The 20408-nt window shown below is 70.2% G+C and carries 16 protein-coding genes; 4 read left to right on the forward strand and 12 right to left on the reverse strand.

What is annotated here, in order from left to right; translation table 11 throughout:
* Positions 1-114: 114 nt before the first annotated feature.
* The 4 genes from QFW96_RS14790 to QFW96_RS14805 form a co-directional block, all read right to left on the reverse strand.
* The gene (locus tag QFW96_RS14790) at positions 115-1737 is read right to left on the reverse strand and encodes an alpha-amylase family glycosyl hydrolase (protein WP_281456217.1); all 1623 of its coding nucleotides are present in this window, start codon (positions 1735-1737) and stop codon (positions 115-117) included.
* Positions 1738-2096: 359 nt separating this feature from the next.
* Positions 2097-4259, reverse strand: coding sequence for a xanthine dehydrogenase family protein molybdopterin-binding subunit (locus tag QFW96_RS14795; protein ID WP_281456218.1), 2163 nt, complete (start codon positions 4257-4259; stop codon positions 2097-2099).
* Positions 4256-5218, reverse strand: a complete 963-nt coding sequence (locus QFW96_RS14800; protein WP_281456219.1) for an FAD binding domain-containing protein — start codon at positions 5216-5218, stop codon at positions 4256-4258. Before QFW96_RS14800 ends, QFW96_RS14795 begins: the two co-directional genes overlap by 4 nt.
* The gene (locus QFW96_RS14805; protein ID WP_281456220.1) at positions 5218-5700 is read right to left on the reverse strand and encodes a (2Fe-2S)-binding protein; all 483 of its coding nucleotides are present in this window, start codon (positions 5698-5700) and stop codon (positions 5218-5220) included. Before QFW96_RS14805 ends, QFW96_RS14800 begins: the two co-directional genes overlap by 1 nt.
* 225 nt (positions 5701-5925) lie before the next feature.
* Between QFW96_RS14805 and QFW96_RS14810 the strand changes: the two genes are divergently transcribed.
* The gene (locus tag QFW96_RS14810; RefSeq protein WP_281456221.1) at positions 5926-6492 is read left to right on the forward strand and encodes a TetR/AcrR family transcriptional regulator; all 567 of its coding nucleotides are present in this window, start codon (positions 5926-5928) and stop codon (positions 6490-6492) included.
* A 16-nt stretch (positions 6493-6508) separates the two neighbouring features.
* Here the strand turns inward: QFW96_RS14810 and QFW96_RS14815 are convergent, their stop codons facing one another.
* The gene (locus QFW96_RS14815; protein ID WP_281456222.1) at positions 6509-7372 is read right to left on the reverse strand and encodes an aldo/keto reductase; all 864 of its coding nucleotides are present in this window, start codon (positions 7370-7372) and stop codon (positions 6509-6511) included.
* A 96-nt stretch (positions 7373-7468) separates the two neighbouring features.
* Here QFW96_RS14815 and QFW96_RS14820 point away from each other — a divergent pair, with 96 nt between their 5' ends.
* Together QFW96_RS14820 and QFW96_RS14825 are read left to right on the forward strand one after the other, a co-directional pair.
* Entirely contained in the window at positions 7469-7999 is a 531-nt protein-coding gene (locus QFW96_RS14820) for a TetR/AcrR family transcriptional regulator (RefSeq protein WP_281456223.1), read from the forward strand.
* A 168-nt stretch (positions 8000-8167) separates the two neighbouring features.
* Entirely contained in the window at positions 8168-9043 is an 876-nt protein-coding gene (locus QFW96_RS14825) for a Vgb family protein (protein ID WP_281456224.1), read from the forward strand.
* 109 nt (positions 9044-9152) lie between these two features.
* On the opposite strand, the gene QFW96_RS14830 is transcribed toward QFW96_RS14825, so the two are convergent.
* From QFW96_RS14830 to QFW96_RS14855, 6 genes are all read right to left on the reverse strand, one after another.
* Positions 9153-10391 (reverse strand): amidohydrolase, encoded by a 1239-nt coding sequence (locus tag QFW96_RS14830; protein ID WP_281456225.1) that lies wholly within the window; start codon positions 10389-10391, stop codon positions 9153-9155.
* A gap of 21 nt (positions 10392-10412) precedes the next feature.
* Positions 10413-11948: an ABC transporter substrate-binding protein gene (locus tag QFW96_RS14835; RefSeq protein WP_281456226.1), complete on the reverse strand. Its 1536-nt coding sequence runs from the start codon at positions 11946-11948 to the stop codon at positions 10413-10415.
* 18 nt (positions 11949-11966) lie between these two features.
* Positions 11967-13970, reverse strand: coding sequence for a hypothetical protein (locus QFW96_RS14840; protein WP_281456227.1), 2004 nt, complete (start codon positions 13968-13970; stop codon positions 11967-11969).
* 107 nt (positions 13971-14077) lie between these two features.
* The gene (locus tag QFW96_RS14845; protein ID WP_281456228.1) at positions 14078-16873 is read right to left on the reverse strand and encodes a penicillin acylase family protein; all 2796 of its coding nucleotides are present in this window, start codon (positions 16871-16873) and stop codon (positions 14078-14080) included.
* Positions 16874-16976: 103 nt separating this feature from the next.
* Entirely contained in the window at positions 16977-17840 is an 864-nt protein-coding gene (locus tag QFW96_RS14850; protein ID WP_281456229.1) for a fumarylacetoacetate hydrolase family protein, read from the reverse strand.
* A gap of 72 nt (positions 17841-17912) precedes the next feature.
* Positions 17913-18371: a MarR family winged helix-turn-helix transcriptional regulator gene (locus QFW96_RS14855; RefSeq protein WP_281456230.1), complete on the reverse strand. Its 459-nt coding sequence runs from the start codon at positions 18369-18371 to the stop codon at positions 17913-17915.
* A gap of 72 nt (positions 18372-18443) precedes the next feature.
* On the opposite strand from QFW96_RS14855, the gene QFW96_RS14860 reads away from it, so the two are divergent.
* Entirely contained in the window at positions 18444-19211 is a 768-nt protein-coding gene (locus QFW96_RS14860) for a dioxygenase family protein (protein ID WP_281456231.1), read from the forward strand.
* A 229-nt stretch (positions 19212-19440) separates the two neighbouring features.
* Here QFW96_RS14860 and QFW96_RS14865 read toward each other — a convergent pair whose 3' ends face one another.
* Positions 19441-20220, reverse strand: a complete 780-nt coding sequence (locus QFW96_RS14865; RefSeq protein ID WP_281456232.1) for an IclR family transcriptional regulator — start codon at positions 20218-20220, stop codon at positions 19441-19443.
* Positions 20221-20408 lie beyond the last annotated feature (188 nt).

Raw genomic sequence — 20408 nt, forward strand, 5'->3', positions numbered from 1 at the left:
TGGAATGTACGTCATCCGGATCGATCACGGAAGGCACGTCGTATTCACATTCCCCTCCCGTTCCCAGAATTCGACCGCGGCTGCGCCCGGCGCCCACCGAGCGCGGCCGCGAGGTCACTTCAGGTCGAGGACGGCGTAGCCGAAGGCCGGGACCGCGAGGTCGTGACCGTCGACGGTGACCCCGCTGTCCTCGACGGGGGTGGCGCCGGCCAGGCGATCGTCGGGGACCGTGACGGTGACCGGGTTCCGGCTGGGGTTGACCGCGACCAGGAACCGGTCGCCGCGCAAGTAGGTCAGCGGGTAGCCGTCGTGGAAGACCTGCACGTCGGCGCCGATGCCGAGCTCGGCGTGGGACCGACGCAGGGCGATGAGGCGTTGCACCAGGTTCAGCAGCGATCCCGGATCGTTGCGCTGGGTCTCGACGTCCGGCCGGTTCGGGTCGGGATCCTGCGGGAGGTAGAGGTTTTCGGCGGGAGCGGTCGAGAAACCGGCGTTGGGACCGGTGTTCCACTGCATCGGCGTGCGGTTGTTCTGCCGCCCGTCGCTGCCCTCCACGTCCGGCAGGCCCTCGACCAGGCGCATGCCGATCTCCTCGCCGTAGTAGATCAGCGGGACGATCGGCCAGGTCAGCCAGAACGCGTAGACCGCGGGGATCTCCTCCGGCGTGCGGACGCCGTTGTTCAGCCGCAGCGCGGTGTCGTGGTTGGCCGACGGCAGGATCACTCCCCCGGGCCTGCCGATGGCGTCCTCGGCCTCGCGCCAGGCGTCGACGAAGATCTTCGCCGTGCCGGTGCCGTCGGCACCGAAGTAGGGGTTGTCCTGCCACAACGACCGCCATGCCTCGCCGGTCTGGAAGAAGAAGTCGCCGTCGAAACCGGCCGGAACCGCGACCTTCGGGTCACCCCACTCCGAGACCAGCACCGCGTCGGGGTGGTTGTCGTCGAGCCAGGCCGCCATCTCGCCCCAGAGCTCGCCGGTCTCGACGAGGCCCGGATCGTCCTTGATCAGGCTGCCCGCCATGTCGCAACGGAAACCCGAGATGCCCAGCTGCAGCCAGTGATCCATCACCTCGCGCATCGCTTCCCGGTTGCGCTTGGGCCCTTCGGCGTCGATCGGTTGCCGCCACGGTTCGTCCGGGTTCATCCGCGCGTAGCCGTAGTTGATGGCGGGCTGGGTGTCGTAGAAGTTCTTCAGGAACGCGCCCTCGCGGGGACCCGGCGAGGTGACGAAGTTCTCCGGCAGCTCGCCGTTCGGGAACTGATCGGGGGTCGCCCAGACGAACCGGTCGTCCGCGGGGTCGTTGAGCGAGTCGAGGAACCACGGGTGCTGGTCCGAGGTGTGCCCGGCGACCAGGTCGAACAGGATGCGGATGCCGCGCCTGCGCGCTTCGTCGACGAGCAGGGCCACGTCGTCCTGCGTGCCGTAGCGCTCGTGCACGCCGACGTAGTCGGAGACGTCGTAACCGGCGTCGGTCAGCGGGGAGGGGAAGATCGGGTTCATCCACACCGCGGTGATGCCGAGCCACTGCAGGTGGTCGAGGTGGTCGATGATGCCCTGCAGGTCGCCGACGCCGCTGCCGTCGGAGTCGGCGAAGGTCTGCGGGTAGATCTGGTACATCACGGAATCGGCCAGCCACGAGCCGTCCGCGCTTGCCATCGAGGTGAGAGGCCGGGAGATCGGCAGCGCGGTCGCTCCCGCGACCAGCGCACCGGAGATCAGGAACGTTCGCCTGGACACCGTCATACTCTGTTCCCCAATCGGAATGCGTATGAAAATGCCCGGCCGAAGCTACGCCGGTCGATCACCGCGCGGAACGTGCAAGAACCCATCAAGACCCGACTGGCCCAGACCATTCCCGGTTGCCGGTTTTCACCCGAGCCTCAGGCCGATCGAGTGATCATGACGCCCATCGGGGTGAGAGCTCCTGGACTACGGACAGTTTTAGCCATAATTGCCCATGATCAATGTTCGTTTTGCCCGGTCAATTATGGCTAAAACTGTCCACTGGTGACGGACGCATCCCACGACCACGAAGCGGCCCCCGGAGGGGTTCCCCCGGGGGCCGCTTCGTGACAGGTTCTCCTCGCGGGGAGGGTTCAGTCCACCAGCAGGTCTTCGATGGTGATCGGGATGTGGCGGACTCGGATGCCGGTCGCGTTGTGGACCGCGTTGGCGACCGCGGCGGCGACGCCGACCGTGCCGATCTCGCCGAGGCCCTTGGCGCCCACCGAGTTGTGCAGCGTGTCCGGGTACTTCACGAACTCCACGTCGACCTCGGGGATGTCGGCGTTGACCGGCAGCAGGTAGCTCGCGAAATCGCCGTTGGCGAGCCGGCCGTTGCCCTCGACCTCCACGGCCTCGTGCAGCGCCGCCGAGATGCCCCAGATCATGCCGCCCTGCAGCTGGCTCGTGGCCAGCTTCTCGTTGATGATCCGGCCGCAGTCGAACACGCCGAGCATCCGCGACACCCGGGTCTCGCGCGTCCACCTGTGCACCTTGACCTCGACGAACTGCGCGCCGAACGAGCTGAAGGAGTGCTTGGTCAGCTCCTCCCCCGGCTGCGAAGTACCGGTCACCGACACCGAATCGCGGCCCAGCGCCCGCAGCAGCTCGCCGAAGGTGATCGACTCGCCGTCGGCGAACAGCTCGCCGTGGGCGTAGGTGACGTCCTTGCCCGCGAACGGCGCACCCGGCCCGGAGGCCAGCGCGGTGAGCTCGTCGACCGCGGCCGTGCCCGCGAGCTGGATCGCGGTGCCGACGCTGGCCGTCGCCGTCGAGCCGCCCGACAGGCCGCCGGGCGGCAGCGCGGAATCGCCCAGCTGCGGCGTGATCCGGTCCTCCGGCAGGTCCAGCGACTCCGCGCCGATGTGGCGCATCACCGTCAGCAGGCCCGTTCCCGGGTCGGCACCGCTGGTGGAGACCACGGCCGTCTCGTCGGCCCGCAGCTGGATGCCGACCGTGGCCGGGAACCGCAGCGCCGGGAACATGGCCACCGCCACGCCCATGCCGACCTGCCAGTCGCCTTCGGTGCGGCCCTGCGGAGTGCGGTTGGCCCAGCCGAACCGCTGCGCGCCGAGGTCGAAGCACTCGTCGAGGTGCTTGCTGGACCACTGCAGGTCCTTGCCGGGCGGGGCGGTCGAGTTGTTGCGCTTGCGCAGCTCGATCGGGTCCATGCCCAGCTCGACGGCCAGCTCGTCGATCGCGCTCTCCAGCGCGAACGAGCCCGGCGCCTCACCGGGGGCGCGCATGAACGTCGTCGGCGGGACGTTCAGCGGCACGATCCGCTGCGACACCGCGAGGTTCGGCGTCGCGTACCACTCCAGCGAGGTGCCGTGCGAGGTCGGCTCGACGAACGAGCGCGCCGCGTCGGTGGTGCACCACGAGTCGTGCCGGACCGCGATCAGGTTGCCGTCGCGGTCGGCTCCCAGCGCCACCCTCTGCTGCGTGGCGGCGCGGCCCGCGGTCGCGGTGAACACCTGCTCGCGGGTCAGGGTCGCCTTGACCGGCCGGCCCAGAGCCCGACTGGCCGCCGAGGCGAGGAACGCCGGCGTGGAGGTCTTGCCCTTGCCGCCGAAAGCGCCGCCCACGTACGGGTTCACGACGTGGACCTTCGAGGCGTCCACGCCCAGCGCGGCGGCCATGTCGGCGGCCAGCAGGTGCGAACCCTGGTTCGGGGTGTAGAGCGTGAGCTCGTCGCCCTCCCAGACCGCGACCGCGGAGTGCGGTTCCATCGCGGCGTGGTTCTGGGTCGCGGTCGAGTAGGTCTGCTCCACCACGACCGGGCTGGCCTCGAAAGCCTCGGCGATCGAGGCCACGCCGGACTCCTCGTCGAGGATCTCCAGGTCTTCGCGGCCCGGTGCCGGCTCGGCCTCGGCCAGGCCCGCCTCGAACGAGGTCTTGCCGGGCCTGGCCTGGTAGCCGGTGCGCACCAGGGCCGCCGCGTCGCGGGCCTGCTCGAAGGTCTCGGCGACGACGAACCCGATCGGCTGGCCGTAGTAGGTGACCTCGCGGTCCTGCAGCGGAACCCACGTCTCGCCCAGCATCGAGGTCGGTGTGTTCAACTCCAGCTTGTCGAACGGCGTGTACACGCCGAGCACACCGGGCGCGCTCTTGGCGGCGGTGACGTCCATGCTCTCGATCTCGCCGTGCGCGATCGTGCTGAGCACGAGGTAGCCGTAGACCGTGCCGGGGACGTTGTTGTCGGCCCCGTACTTGGCCTGGCCGGTGACTTTCAGCGGGCCGTCCAGCCGAGCGGTCACAGCTGCATCCCTTCGGTGGTTTCGAGCAGGGCGCGGACGATCGTCCGCTTCAGCAGGGACACCTTGAAAGCGTTGCCGGACAACGGCTTCGCGCCTTCGGCGGCGAGCGCGGCGGCGGCTTCGAAGGTCTCCTGGGTGGCGGGCTTGCCGCGCAGCACGTCCTCGACGACGCCGAGCTTCCACGGCACCGTCGCCACGCCGCCCGCTGCGACGCGGGCGTCGGCGATCACGCCGTCGCGCACGTCCAGCGCCACCGCGGCCGAGGTCAGCGCGAACTCGTAGGACTGCCGGTCGCGGACCTTGACGTAGGTCGAGTTCACGGCCCAGTCGAGCTTCGGCACGACGACCTCGCCGATGAGCTCGCCCTCGCGCAGGTCGTGCTCGGCCTCCGGCGTCTGGCCCGGCTGCATGTAGAAGTCGGCCAGCTTCACGGTGCGCTCGCTTCCGGCGCTGACCAGCCGGACCTCGGCGTCGAGGGCGACCAGCGCGACCGCGAGGTCGCTGGCGTGGGTGGCCGCGCAGGAGTCGCTGGTGCCCAGGATCGCGTGCATCCGGTTGGCGCCCTCGATCGCCGGGCAGCCGCTGCCCGGATCGCGCCGGTTGCAGGGCATGTCGACGTCGCGGAAGTACCCGCAACGCGTGCGCTGCATGAGGTTGCCGCCGATGCTGGCCATGTTCCGCAGCTGCTGCGAGGCGCTCTGCAGCAGCGCCCGCGAGATCGCCGGGTACACGCCGGGATTCGCCGCGACGTCGCTCATCCGCTCCAGCGCGCCGATGCGGAGGCCGTCGGAGGTGTCGATCCCGCGCAGCGGCAGACCGTTGATGTTCTGCACCCGCTGCGGGGTGAGCACGTCGAGCTTCATGAGGTCGACGAGGGTGGTGCCGCCGGCCAGGAAGGTTCCGGTGTCGCCGAGCGCCTCTTCGATCGTGGTGGGTGCGGTGAGTTCGAAGGTGCGCATCAGCCCTGCCTCGTCTTCTCGGGGCCCTGCGTGGCCTTCTCGGGACCCTGCCTGGCCTGCTCCACTGCCGCGACGATGTTCGGGTAGGCCGAGCAGCGGCAGATGTTGCCGGACATGAACTCGCGGACGTCCTCGACGTCCTGCTCGACCGCCGCGACGGCCGACATGATCTGGCCTGACGTGCAGAAACCGCACTGCAGCGCGTCCTGGTCGAGGAACGCGCGCTGCACCGGGTGCAGCGACTCGTCGTCGGCGAGCCCTTCGACGGTCGTCACCGGCTTCTGCACGGTGGCCGCCAGCGTGAGGCAGGACAGGACGGGACGGCCGTCGACGTGCACGGTGCACGCACCGCACTGGCCCCGGTCGCAGCCCTTCTTGGGGCCGGTCACGTCGAGCTTCTCGCGCAGCGCGTCGAGCAGGGTCACGCCGGGATCGACGCTGAGCTCTTCCGTCCTGCCGTTGATTTCCAGTGAGAGGTCCACAGAATCTCTTCCCCGCCCAGCACGCAGAACGCGGAGGGCGGAATGCTCGTGGTGGTGGGAGCTAGACTCGACCCTGAACGGATAGTCATCCGCTTCAGGTGGATCCGAAGCTACCGGATTCTTATCCGCTTCGCAACGAGTGTTCTCACCCTCAAGGTTGCCCAGGTTCGGCGAGCGGTGCACTACATTCCGGGTTAAGACCAGGTAGCCGACCGGGGAGGGACGATGACGACGGGCTCGGTGAACCCGCGCCGCGCGGACACCCGGCGCAACCACGAGGCCATCCTCAACGCCGCCGCCCAGTCGCTGGCCTGCACCGAACGGGTCTCGTTCAACCACATCGCCAAGCAGGCGGGGGTCGGCGTCGGCACCGTCTACCGGCACTTCCCCACCCCGGAGTCGCTGATCATCGCCGTCTACCGGCGCGAGCTGGAGCACCTCGGCGAGGTCGCCCCGGAGCTGCTGGACAGGCACGATCCCGAACGGGCGTTCCGCACCTGGGTCACCGATCACCTGGCGCACTACATGATGACCAAGCGCGGTCTCGCCAAGGCGCTCAGCGCCGCGTCGTCCTCCCCCGCCGAGCTGCCGGTCAACGCCCACGAGACGCTGGTCGAGGCGCTGAGCGCGCTGCTGCGCGCCAACGCCGAAGCGGGCAACCTCCGCCCGGACCTGAACCCGGAGACGGTGATGCGCGGCCTCGGCGGCCTGCTCTACCTCGACCCCAAGAGCGACTGGCGCACCGAGACCAGCGACCTCCTCGACCTCCTCTGGCGCGGCATGCGCGTCTGAACCAGGCGCGTCCGAATCAGGCTGCCAGGACGTCCAATTCGGACTTGGCCTGCGGCGTGAGCTCGACGTCGGCGGCGGCGATGTTCTCGGCGAGGTGGTCCGGGTCGGCCGTTCCTGGGATGAGCAGCGCGTTCTCGTAGTGGGCGAGTTCCCACGCGAGGCCGATCTGGGCCGGGGTGGCGCCGGACTCGTCGGCGATCCGCTTGACCGCGGGGTTGTCGGTGACCTTGGGCGCCCCTGGGAAGGCCGAGCCCAACGGGAAGAACGGGACCCACGGGATGTCGTGCTCGCGGCAGAGGTCCAGGACCGGTTCGGACCCGCGATCGAGGACGCTGTGGGCGTTCTGGACGCAGGCGATCCCGACCGGCAGCGCCTGCTTCAGCTTCTCCGCGGACACGGCGCTGAGGCCGATGGCGCCGATCTTGCCCTCGTCGCGCAGCGCGGCGAGTTCGGCCAGCTGGTCGTCGAGGCCGACGACCTGGTCGCCCTCGGCGACGACGCCCGGTTGGATGTCGGTGCGGCGCAGGTTGATCACCGGGATCCGCTCGACGCCGAGCTGGGCGAGGTTGGCCTCGACCCCGGCGCGCAACTGCTCCGGGCGCTGGGCCAGGACCAGGCCGATCTCGGTCTGCGGCGCGTGCTCGGCGCCGACCTTGCTGACCAGCACGAGATCGTCCGGGTAAGGGCTCAGCGCCTCGCGGATCAGCGCGTTCGCCTCGCCCGGACCGTAGAAGTGCGCGGTGTCGATGTGGTTGACGCCGGACTCGACGGCGCGGCGCAGCACGGCGATCGCGGTGTCCCGGTCGCGGCCGGGGAGCTGCATCGCGCCGAATCCGACGCGCGCGACGCGCCGTCCGGCGAGGTCGGAGTAGGTGTTCATGGCGCACTCCTGGGATAGTGGAGGACGAGGCGGAGGACCCTCCGCTTCAACCAGACTAGCACGGAAGCGGAGGACCCTCCGATTAACCAGCAGGAGATGCGCTCCGACGCGCGCCGGAACCGGGAGCGCCTGGTCGCGGCGGCCCGGGAGGCGTTCGCCTCGGGCGAGCCGAAGGTGTCGCTGGATTCGGTCGCCCGCGCGGCCCGCGTCGGCATCGGCACGCTGTACCGGCACTTCCCCACCCGGGAGGCGCTGGCCGAGGCCGTCTACCAGACCGAGTTCGCCGCGCTGCGCGACAGCGCCGCCGAACTCCTCGCCGAACTCCCGCCGGACGCCGCGCTGCGCGCCTGGATGGCCCGCTTCGGCGAGTACGTCGCCACCAAGCGCGAGATGGCCGAGGCGCTGCGGGCGGTCATCGCCACCATCCCGCTGTCGGCCAAGCGAGCCGAACTCGCCGAAGCCGCCCGCACCGTCCTGGAGGCGGGCGCCGCCGACGGCTCGCTGCGCCCCGACGTCCTGCCCGAGGACGTCGTCGCCGCCGTCGTCGGCATCCACCTCGCCACCCCCGACGATCCCGAGCAGGCCGCCAGAATCCTCGACCTCTTCATGGACGCCCTCCGCCCCTGACCACCCGCCCGAAGGGAACTTCTTCGAGCCTCGGGACCGAGGCCGTCGCCCTGATCAGGGGACGCCTGGGCGGGTTCCGAGTTGTGGTGGGGTTCGAGCGGACGGCGCGGGCCTCCGGCGAGCTGAAAATCGGTTGCCGGGGACGGGTTCGGAGAGCAGGCTGCCCGGGTGGAGTTCACCGAGGTGCAGGTCGGCGAGGCCGGGTGCGGGCCTTACGGGGTGGCCGTCGATCTCGACGGGGACGTGTGGTGCACGGAGGTGCATCGCGGGCGCGTGGGGCGGTTGGGGGCCGACGGCGACTACCGGGGTTTTCAGGTGGGTCCCGTGGACTGCCGGCCCACCGTGATCGTGGCCGGTCCGGACGAGGCGATGTGGTTCAGCCTGTACCAGGGCAACGGGATCGGGCGGGTGGGGCTCGACGGGTCGGTGCGGTGCTTCGGCGTTCCGGGCGCCAACCCGTACGGGCTCGCGGTCGGCCCGGACTCGGCCCTGTGGTTCACGGCGATGAACACCGACCGGATCGGGCGGATCACCGTCGACGGCGCGATCACCGAGTTCGACCTGCCGACTCCGGGCGGATTCCCGTCGATGATCACCACCGGTCCGGACGGCGCGCTGTGGTTCACGCTCAACCAGGCGAACGCGATCGGCCGGATCGACCTCGAAGGCGCGGTGCGCACGTTCCCGCTGCCGACCGCGAACGCGGCCCCGGTCGGCATCACCAGCACCGGCGACGCCCTCTGCTTCGTCGAGATCGGCGCAGGTCAAATAGGCCGCATCACTCCGGAGGGTGAGATCGTCGAGCACCCGCTCCCGGACCGCGAGGCGCGCCCGCACGCGATCACTGCGGTTCCCGGCGGCTCCTGCTGCTTCACCGAGTGGGGCACCGGCCGCATCGGCCGCATCACCCCGTCCGGCGGCATCGAGACCCACCCCCTCCCCCGCCCGGACTCCGAACCCCACGGGCTCACCACCGCGCCCGACGGAACGCTCTGGGTCGCCCTGGAATCCGGGGCTCTGGCCTGGACCTCCCTCACCAGGTGACGGTTTTAGCCACAACTGTCCGGACATAACGGACATCGATCATGGGTGATCATGGCTAAAACTGTCCCCTGCTGACCGACGTCGGGAACGGGACGCGGAGCACGGGACGTCAGGAGAGCCATTCGAGGGTGGTGGTGACGAGGGCTTTGACTCCGGTGGTGAGGGTGGGTTCGATCTCCGGGGCGAAGTGCGGGGAGTGATTGGCGGGGATCATCTCGGCCACCGCGTCCTCGGCGAGGGCCTTCTGGAAGCGGCCGGGTTCCGTACCGCCGAAGAACCAGTAGCAGGTCGGAACCCCCGCTTCGGTGCCGAAGAGGCCCACGTCTTCGCTGGCCATCGCCGGTGGGAGGTCGAGGACCGCGTGCTCGCCCAGCGCGGTGCGCAGGGCCTCGGCGGTGCGGTCGGTGGCATCGGGGTCGTTGACCAGCAGCGGGAAGCGGTTGAGCTGCTCGAACTCGGGCTCACGGTCGGCGCCGGAAGCCACCGCTTCGGCGCGGACGATGCGGCGGATGGCGGCCAGCACCCGCTCGCGGACGCGCTCGTCGAACGAGCGGACGTTGACCAGCAGTTCCGCCTGATCGGGGATGATGTTGCCCTGGGTGCCCGCGCGGATCGACCCGACCGTGACCACCGCCGTGTCGTCGCCGGCGACCTCGCGGGAGACCACGGTCTGCAGCCGCAGCACCGTCGCCGAGGCCATCACCACCGGGTCCACCGCGTTCTGCGGCTGCGAACCGTGCCCCCCGCGCCCGAACATGGTGATCTTCAGGGTGTCCGCGGCCGACATGCTCGGCCCGCGCATCATCCCCACGAACCCGCTCTGGAACGGGAACACGTGCTGCCCCAGGCACACGTCCGGGCGCGGGAACCGCTCCAGCAGCCCGTCGTCGAGCATCGCCCGCGCCCCGGCCCCGATCTCCTCGGCGGGCTGGAAGACCGCCAGCACCGTCCCCGACCAGCGCGAACGAGCCGAGACCAGCAGGTCCAGCGCACCGAGCAGGCAGGTCACGTGCATGTCGTGACCGCACGCGTGCATCACCGGCACGTCCGAGCCGTCGGCGGCCGTCGCCCGCTGGGTGCTCGCGTAGTCCAGGCCGGTCCGCTCCAGCACCGGCAGCGCGTCGAAGTCCGCGCGCAGCAGCACCGTCGGCCCGTCCCCGTTGCGCAGCACGCCCACCACGCCGGTCCCGCCGACCCCGCTGGTGACCTCCAGACCCAGCTCACCGAGCCGCCGCGCGACCTCGGCCGCCGTCCGGTGCTCCTGGAACGACAGCTCCGGGTGGGCGTGCAGGTCCTCGTACAGGACGTGCAGGTCGTCGCGGATGTCGTCCAGCCGCCGGAAATCCATCTCAGCCTCCGATGTCGCCGCCTACTCGCACGATTGCGGACCGAACGGCTGCCCGGAAGGCCAGACCAGGGACTCCTGGACCGGGTGCCCGTTCACGTCCAGGCGCATGATCGGCATCGCCTTGCCCACCGGATTCCCCTGCCCGGCATGACCGTTCTTGTACGCGATTTTGCCGGTGGCACCGCCGAACGGCTCGACGCAGTCGAGGGCCTTGATCTTGTCGGCCACCATGCCGTACGCCCCGCCCACCTCACGGGCGGCCTTCGTGGCCACCAGGAACGCGTCGTGGACCGACATCGCGTAACCGTCGATCAGGGCGTCGGCGTTGTCCATCCCCATCCCGACGAACGCCGACTCGAAGGATTCGTAGCTGGCCCGGCTCTCCTCCTGCCCGGGCACGCCGTCCCACTGCCCCTTGGTCGCGACGCTGGTGTAGAGCACCCGCACCTGGCGGTTGTCGAACCTGGGCAGCGGTCGCCCCACGAGGTTGGTGGCGTCATCGCTGGTGATCACGTCCACGTCGGACATCCCGGTGCAGTTCGTGTTCTGCGACATGACGTCGAGCAACGATCTCAAGTCGTTGCCGCGGCCGGCGAAGTACAGGTGAGTGGGCTTCTCCAAGCAGATCCTCGAGTAGACGCGGGCGAACTCGCCGGCCATGAAGTCCGGCCGCGCTGTTCCCGAGGGATCGCTCAACGAGGTGAACTCGGCCGAACTGATCTCCTGGTCTCGGTAGGCGTCCTTGAACGCCTCGGCCAGCGTGAGCGAGTAGCTGTCGGCGTCGTTGGTGTCCTCGACCAGCATCACCTTCTCCGGCCGCTGTTGCCGCAGGTAGGCGGCGCCGGCCTTGGCAGCGTCGATGTTGGTCGGGGTGATCCGGAAGAACTCGTGGAGCTTCTCACCGGTGCCGACGTGCTGGTTCATGTCGTCAGCGCTGGCCATCCCGCTGACCACGGCGATCCCGTGGTCGGCGAGCCCGCTCGCCGCCGTCCGGGAGTGCTCCAGGCTCTGCCCCAGCCCGACGACCGCGACGATGCGCTCCTGCTCGCGGGCGAGCTCGATCTGCCGCACCGCCTCCGCCGCCTGGACCTCGTCGGTGCCGTAGTTGGCGAGCAGCAGCTTCACCTTCGGCGTCTTGGCCCCCACCGCGGTCGTGTCGTTGGCGCGCCGCGCTGCGGTGAGCGCGCCCTCCACGCCGTGGCGAACGGTGTCACCGCCGATGCTGTCGATCGAGGGATCCGGCGTCATGTTGTCCAGCACCACGATGGTGACGAAGTCCTGGTCGGTCACCCCCGCGTTGTGCTCGAGGACGCGTTCCCGCAGTTCGGCGACCGCGTCGTTGGTGCCGAACGAGCCGCTCTCGACGTTCAGACCGACGCAGCTGCCCGATGAGCCCGCTGCGGACATCCCCGCACCGCACGGTCTCCACGGTTGCCACACCGCCAATCCGGCGGCCACGACCGCGAGAACCACTGCGGCGGTCACGAACTTGTGGCGGCGCACCCACGATCGGGGTTGCAGCGGGCCGGGCGAGGTGGAGCGGCGGAGCAGCGGCATGACCGGTCCAATCCGGGGTTAGAAGAGCTGGTCGGCGCGACGCGCGGCCTCGTAGAGGGCCGCGACGTCCGGGCGGTGTGACAGCGGCGCGAGTTCGTAGAAGCTCTGCACGACGACGCTCTTGCACTCCCGGTCCGGACCGGCCAGCGGGTTCGCGAGCAGCCAGTACGCGGCGATCAGCCGGGCGAGCACGTTGCGGACCTGACCGCGGTCGGCGGGGCCGTCGCACAGGTCCTGCTCGACGAGGTCGGCGTAGACCTCGGCGTTGTCGCGGTGCAGCGGTTTGCCGTCCGGGGCGCTGGTGATCAGGATCAGCAGGTCGACCCACTTCTGGTGCGGGATCTGGTCGAAGCGTTCGTGCAGGGTGCCCACGACCTCGGCGAACCGTCCCAGTGCGAGCCGGCAGTACGAGGAGCGGGCGAGGTCGCGCCGGGTGTGCGGGTCGTCGAGCAAGGCCTGGAACTGCGTCTCGTACGAGCCCCCGTCCTGCTCACCACGCGCGTTGAGGGCGAACAGCAGCGTCCGAGCGATCCACGGGTGCAGCAGGGACTGGTCCTCGGTCCCGCCGTCGCGGTCCGGGGCGATCACCCACAGCGCGCTGCGCAGCTCGGTGAGGATGCGCCCGGTCTGGGGTAACGAGACGAGGCTGGTCGACTCGGCCGGGACCAGCCACGGGGCGGTCGCGAACGGGGCGGCGTTGACGAACTCGGCGAGGTCGACGTCCTGGAGCTGTTCGGAGACGCGCAGGTCGGCCAGGCGCTGCTGCCACGCTTCGGGGGTCGACTCGGCGGGTTCGAGGATGTCGCGCCTGCCCTCCCGCAGCCGGGCGTTGGGCAGCATCTCGGCGACCGCCTCGACGGCCTTCGGCAGCCCGGCGGTGGCGCGCTGCGCCAGCTTCGCCTCGCTGAAGTAGGGACTGCGGTCGATCAGGCTCGCGGTCTCCTCGATCTCCAGCGGCTCCAGCAGGACCGGGTGCACGTGCGCCTGCGGCCTGTCCACTTCGGGGTTGCTGCGCCAGTGGCCCGCGTCGCGGCAGCGCGGCACCACCAGGACCTCGTCGGATCTGGTGGCAGCGGACTTCCACGGTGCGTGCCAGTGCGATTCCCATTCGGGGTTCCACCGGCCGCTGGTGCCGATGAGCAGCAGCGGGTCGTGCTCGTTGTGCTGGCGCAGATGTCGTTCCCGGGCGGCGATGATGTCGTCGAGGAACCGGTACCCACCGGGGTTGTCGAGGTTGTCCAGCAGCACGACCCAGTTGTGCGCGTGGGTCTTTCCCGCCTCGTTCTCGCAGGCGCACGGGCTGCCCAGCTCCGGGCGCGCCATGACCGGGTGGCTCTCCCGCACATCGGCCAGGAACGCCGAGGTCAGCCAGGCCGTCATCGCCTCGGGTTCGTTGCGGGCGCGTCGGCTGAGCTGGATCAGCGCGTCCAGCGGCTCGGCGCCCTCGGCCTCCGGGATGTCGGCGTGCCAGCGCTTGGCGCTGCCCAGGGATCGGCGGCCGATCGTCCGGATCAGCCTGGGCAGAACCAGTTTCGCGGCCGTGACCAGCATCGGGTTGTCCAGCACGGGTTCTGCGGCGTCGGCCACCGAATCCACTTGGCCCGCCAGGTCGTTGGCGCGGGGGCTGTCGGCGAACTCGCGCAGGGCGCTGTTCATCGCGGCCCTGGCCTTGACCCGGTCGTAGGAGTCGAGGTTGGTGTGCACGGCGACCAGCCCGAGCGCGAAGCGGGTGAACTTCGCGCTGCGCCGGGCGGGCCAGCGCCGGGAGAGGTCGTCGGAGATCGTGGCCAGCGCTTCGACCGTGGTGGCGGGTTGCTCGCGGGCGAAGTCGAAGGGCTGCGCGTGCACCACGCCGTTCCCGCAGTCCTGCGAGATGGACTGCAGAGCACGGGTCTTGCCCGATCCGGTCGGCCCGAGCAGCACCACGACGGGCTGTGCGCTGGACGGCTCGTCGACGGCCCGGTTCCACAGGAGCCGTCGAGCGAGCATGGCGCTGTCGGTCAACCGCACGGGCTCCGTCATCCGCCTCCCCCTCGCCTCGGACACCGATGCCCGATTTGGCCGTCAATTCTACGGCTCGCGGAGATCGCGCGGGGTCGGTTCGACCGGAAAACGCTGGGCCGAACGGGTCAACGGCGCTCGGGGAACTCGACGACCTGCTGGTAGGTGGGGCGGTTCTGCCAGGTGGTCGGGTCCTGCTGGATGCCGCCGACCTCGTTGTGCACGATCGCGTCGGCGCACCACTGGTCGCCGGGGTCGCAGTCGTCGTCGCCAGGGTAGGTCTCCTCGGACGGCACCTCGGCGGCCTGGGCGAGGGTGTCCAGCAGCATCTGGCGGCACGCGGCCGGATCGCCACCGCCGCACAGCGGGGCGCCGAAGCCGCCGGGGACGTTCTCGCCGAGCACGGCGCGGAGGTCCTTGGACACCGGGCCGTACCAGCCGAACTGGAACGACGAGCCCTGATGCCCCTGGCCGACGTGCAGGCCGGGTTCACCGTTCTGCCAGCCGGACGGCGACTCGTTGATCTGCATCATCGAGGTCATCGCCCGGTACGCCGGGGCGCCGACGGCGGGTTCGAACTGGCCGCGGACCAGCAGCGGCCACCACGCGTCGAGCAGCTCGATGGCCTCGGCGTGAGCGTAGCGCTTGCTGCCCGGCTCGGTCTCGACGCGCTTGCCGCCGTCGTCCAGCCACGCGCGCAGCTCGTCGACCAGCGGTTTCGTGCGCTCGTCGGGTTCGCCGACGACGCGCAGCAGGTCGGGCAGGACGCGTTCGGCGCGCAGGTCGGTGACCCCGGCGTCGGCCATCGCCCGCACCAGCTCGGCGCGGCTGAAGTCGTCGCCGGACTCGATCTGCTCGCGGACCCGGCGGTCGAGCAGGTCACCGCGCTGCACCGCGTTCTTCTCCGCGCGGTCGCCCGCGGTTCCCGGAGCCTGCTTGTTGTTCCAGCTGATGTAGTAGTCCTGGTTGAGGGAGTTCGGGTGCTGGTCGAAGGTCTGGTAGGTCGCGGTGTTGGTCTCCGGGTCCCAGCCGGGCCAGTCGTGGGCGGGATCGGAGACGATCGGCATGCTCGGGTCGACGTCGGGTCGGCGCACCACGTTCGCGCCGGAGTTGAAGTACGCGGTGTCGCGGGAATCGGCGTAGAACCAGTTGAACGTGTAGTTGATGTCGTGCGCGGCGTGCTGGAAGTCCCGCGCCGAACGCACCGCCGACGGGTCGTTGAACTGCTGGAACCCGATGATCGAGTCGACCTCGTGCAGGAACGTGGAGCGCGCCGTGGTGTAGGCGACGGGTTTTCCATCCACTGTGGCCCGATGGGTCACCGGCCCGTAGCGGGTCCGGAACGACACCAGCCGGTAGGAGCCCTCCGGGGTGTCGTCGCCGAGGTTGGGCTCCCAGGCGTTGCGGCGCTCGATGGTCTGCATCGGCAGGCACTCGCCGCGGAAGAGGTAGGAGTTCGACTCCGTCGTGACCGGGCCGCCGTCGGGCGAGCACAGCTCGACCGCGTAGGTGTCGATCATGTCCTGGGAGGCCGTCGTGGCGCTCCACGAGTAGTCCTGGCCGCGGCCGAGCAGCGTGTAGAAGCTCAGGCCCGCGAACGAGGCGCCCTTCGAGGAGATCCCGGGCCCCTGCAGCTCCTGCAGGGTCAGCAGCTGCGGTGAGAAGTAGCCGGTCTGCGGGCCGAACACGGCCACCGGGTTGCCGCTCTCGGTGTGCTCGCCGGAGACGACCAGCGCGTTGGACATGCCGCGCCGCTCGGCCATGTCGGCGGGCAGGACGCCGTCGTCGAACATGCCGCGCAGCGGGTCCTGCGGGTCGACGACCCGGCGCGACGGCGGTTCGTCGGGCTCGGCCGCCGAGCCGGTCGGGTCGAAGACGAGCTGCTGCTCGCGCACCGATCCCGGGTCCGGCATGGCGACGCCGGTCGGGTTGGCCGGGGTGTTGCCGTAGGGGAACGACCGTCCGTCGTGGATGGTGCTGATGGCTTCCGGGTCGTTCTCGGCGCGGAAGGCGGCCCAGATCTGCTCGCCGCGCTCGGGCCCGAAGCGCTCGTGCAGCGACATGCGGGCGACGGCGTTCTGCACCTCTCCCCCGCCGCCACCGCCGAACTGGGCGCCGACCAGCGAGGCGAGCACGACCAGGTCGGTGAGCTCGAACGGCGCGATGGTGCCCTGGTTGGTGACGGGGTCGACGTGGCCGGTGGCGACGTACTCGCCGGGGAAGTAGCGGCCGCGGTGGGCCTGCTGGATGTAGGCGTTGATGCCGTCGACGTAGGACTGCGCGTCCTGCAACGCGATTCGGCCGCGTTCGCCCTGAGCGGCGACCCGGTCGATCTGGTCCTGCAGCTCCTGCTCGGTGTAGGGCGCGACGGAGAAGAAGCTCTGCTCCAGCTCCCGGTTGGCGGGCGCACCACCCGCGAACGGGGTGACCTCGCCGCGTCCGGCGTGGCGCAGCGCGTCCATCAGGAACAGCTTGTCCTCGGCGGTGGTGTACCCGGCGCCGAAGGTGGTGCCGGAGCGGGTCTCGCCGTAGACGTGCGGGACGCCGGCGGTCTTGTCGCGGACGACGGTGACGTCGGCGCGCGGCTGGTAGGTGCGCTCGACGTCCTCGGGCTTCACGCCGAAGGAGTGGTCGTTGAAGAACTCCCGGATGGTGCCGGTGGTGAGCTCCTCGTAGCCACCGGCCAGGGAGCCGTACTTGCCGAGCTGGTCGTCGGAGTGCTTCGGGCGGGTGCCCAGCAGCATGTGCGAGACCAGCTCGGCGAAGGTGGCGTTGCCGTTCTGACCCGGCGGGAGGATGTCGTGGCACTGGTCGCGGCAGTGGTCCTCCGGCGGCGCGACGTCCTGGGCACCGGCCCCGGGAGCGATGAGCAGGGACCCCGCGATGGCCGCCACGAGGACGGTGACCAGTGAACGTCGCGCCATGCCAAGCCCTTTCCGATGCGGATCACTCCGGCATCGGCACGCTAGCTACCCCGACGTTAAATAGAAAGATTTTCACGTTGTGTTTGATCCGAACGGCGCAACCTCAGGCGGACCGCACGTCGTTGCGCTGCCGGCCCAGGCCGTCGATCTCCATCTCCACCACGTCGCCCGGCGCCAGGAACGGGAACCTGCCCGAGATCGCCACTCCTTCCGGGGTTCCGGTGATGACCAGATCGCCCGGCTCCAGCGTCAGGTACTGCGAGAGGTGGCGGACGATCTCGCCGACGCCGAAGATCATGTCGGCCGTGCTGGAGTCCTGCCTCGGCTCGCCGTTGACCCAGCTGCGCAGCCGCAACGCCTGCGGGTCGCCGACCTCGTCGGCGGGCACGAACCACGGGCCGACCGGGTTGAACGTCGGCGCGCACTTGCCCTTCGACCACTGGCCGCCGGACTGCTCCTTCTGGAACGCGCGCTCCGAGACGTCGTCGGCCAGCACGTAGCCGGCCACGTGCGACAGGGCCTGCTCGGCGCTGTCGAGGTAGCTCGCGCGGCGCCCGATGACCACGCCGAGCTCGACCTCCCAGTCGACCCGCTCGGCTCCGCGCGGGATCGCGACCTCGTCGTAGGGCCCGACCACGGTGTTCGGGTGCTTGAAGAACAGGATCGGGACTTCCGGTGGCGCGGAACCGGATTCGGCCGCGTGGGCGGCGTAGTTCTGGCCGATGCACAGCACCGCCATCGGCCGCGCGATCGGCGCGCCCACCCGCAACCCGGTTCCGTCGGCCGGGTCGTCGACGGCGGGCAGCTCGCCCGCCGCCAGCGCCGCGCGGGCGCGCGCGACGCCGTCACCGGACAGGAACGCGCCGTCGATGTCGCCGGTCACCGGGCTCAGGTCGAACAGCCGCCCCCGGTCGTCGAGCACGTGCGGGCGCTCCTCGGACAACGACCCCAGCCTCAGAAACCTCATCACACCGACTCCGCTTCACCTGTTCGAAGACCGTTCAAGCAAGCGAAATCCGATCAGCGCGGACAACCGGCGTCAAGAGCTCCGCAGCTTGCGGGAGACCACGTCGAGCGCGGCGGTGAGCGCGCGCAGCTGGTCGCGGTCGAGGACGTCGATGAGGTACTCGCGGACGATCTCGACGTGCCCGGGCGCGGTGGCCTCCAGCTTGCGGCGGCCGTCCTCGGTCAGGCAGGCGATCACGCCCCGGTCGTCGGTGTCGCAGGTGCGGCGGCTCACCAGGCCCGCCTTCTCCAGCTGCGTGACCTGGTAGGTCAGGCCGCTCTTGGAGGTCACGACGAGCTCGGCCAGCTCGGACATGCGGACTTCGCCGCCCGGCGCGGCGGAGAGCCGGACGAGGATCTCGTACTGCGGGTGCGAGAGTCCGGCCTGTTCGCGGAGCTGGTGCTCCACGCGGCGGTTCACGAGGTTGCCCGCCTCGACGAAGGCGTTCCAGGCGGCCATCTCATCGGCGTCGAGCCAACGCGGTTCGGTCACCCCGCCATCTTATCTTGTTCAAATTTGAACGACGAGCTAGAGTTGGTTCGAATTCGAACTAGGAGGTGTCGGATGTCCTCCCGCATGCCCGCCCTGTACCTCAGCCACGGCGCCCCGCCGCTGGCCGACGACGAGCTCTGGCCCGGCGAACTCGCCGCCTGGTCGGCCGACCTGCCCCGGCCGTCCGCGATCCTGATCATCTCCGCGCACTGGGAGGAAGCACCGCTGGCCATCGGCGCGACCAGCACCGTTCCGCTGGTCTACGACTTCTGGGGCTTCCCGGACCGCTACTACGAGGTCCGCTACGCCGCGCCGGGCGCTCCGGCCCTGGCCGAGCGGGTTCGGGCGCTGCTCGGCGGCGCGGAGACCCCGGTGGTCGACGTGCCGGACCGCGGCCTCGACCACGGCGCCTACGTGCCGCTGAAGGAGATGTACCCCGACGCCGACATCCCGGTGCTGCAGATCTCGATGCCGACGCTGGAACCCACCGCCCTGATGCACCTCGGCCGGTCGTTGCAACCGCTGCGCGACGAGGGCGTGCTGATCGTCGGCAGCGGCTTCTTCACCCACAACCTGGCCGCGCTGCGCTCGCCGTCGACGCCGAACTGGTCGGTGGAGTTCGACGACTGGGGCGGCCGCGCGCTGTCGTCCGGTGACGTCGACGCCCTGCTGGACTTCGAGCGCAAGGCCCCCGCCGGGCGCTTGGCGCACCCGCGCACCGAGCACTTCGCCCCGCTGTTCGTCACCCTCGGCGCCGCGGGCGACGACCTCGACACCCAGTCCGTCCCCATCGAGGGCTTCTGGTGGGGCCTAGCCAAGCGCTCCATCCAATTCGGCTGATTCCCTCGTCCCGCTGCTCCCGTGCCTCACCAGGGGACAGTTTTAGTGAGAACTGTCCGGACAAAACGGACATTGATCATGGGTGATTCGAGGAAAAACTGTCCCCTGCCGAGCACCATCACCCCCGGAAGCCACAGCTCGGCGCTCGCGGTCAACGACTCGCGGTCAGCGATTCGCCGCGAGCGATTCGCGGTTGGCGCTGCGTGGTTGGGGTTTCGGTGTTTCGTGGTCAGTGGCGGAGTTGGTGGTGGATCGAGGTTGCGGCTTCGGCGAGGGGGGCTCGGGTTTCCTCGGTCCAGTTGGGGCCGCAGCGGGGGGTGGGGGCTGAGACCGACATGCCGGCGACGACCTCGCCCGCGTGGTCGCGGATCGGGACGGCGAGGCAGCGGCAACCGATGATGTACTCCTCGTCGTCGGTGGCGTAGCCGTCGCGGCGGACCTGGTCGAGCTGGGCGAGGAGTTCGCCGAGGTCGGTGATGGTGTTGTCGGTGAAGCGTTCGAGCTCGACGTCGGCGTAGCGGGCGGTGACCTCGTCGTCGTCCAGGCCCGCCAGCAGGGCTTTGCCGAGCGCGACCGAGTGGGCCGGCAACCGCATGCCGACGGCGGAGACGAGCTTCATCGGCTGCGGGGATTCGGCGATGGCGATGTAGACGTTCTCGATGCCGTCGAGCCGGGACAGCTGCACGGTCTCACCGGTCTGCTGCGCGAGTCGTTCCATCAGCGGCAGCGCGAGCCCGACGATGTCGCGGTGCCCGGTGTAGCCCTGCCCGACGGTCCACGCCTTGAGCCCGAGCCCGTAGGTGCGGGTGGTGGGGTCGAACTCGGCGAAGCCGCGGTGCACGAGGGTGCCGAGCAGGCCGTGCACGCTGGAGAGCGGGAGCCGCAGCGTCTCGGCGATGTCGCTGAGCCGGTGCCTGCCCCGGGAGAGCAGTTCCAGAATGATCAGCGCCCGATCCGCCGATTTCACCAGGTTGTGCCCGTTAGAGCCGGCCGCGCTCTCCGCCGTCACCCCTCGAATCCTCCTGCTCCTCGTCGTCCCGCCGCATCCGGAGCGGAACCTACCGAACAGTACAGCGGGCGCGCGGTGACCGCGCGGCTCCACCTGCGAGGGGGTTCGGGCGCGCGAAAGGCCGTGGACGACGAGCGTCCACGGCCTTCGCCTTCCCTGACGAGCGGGCCCGGCCGGGGCCAGCGGGA

It is taken from the genome of Saccharopolyspora ipomoeae (assembly GCF_029952525.1).
Taxonomy (GTDB): Bacteria; Actinomycetota; Actinomycetes; order Mycobacteriales; family Pseudonocardiaceae; genus Saccharopolyspora; species Saccharopolyspora ipomoeae.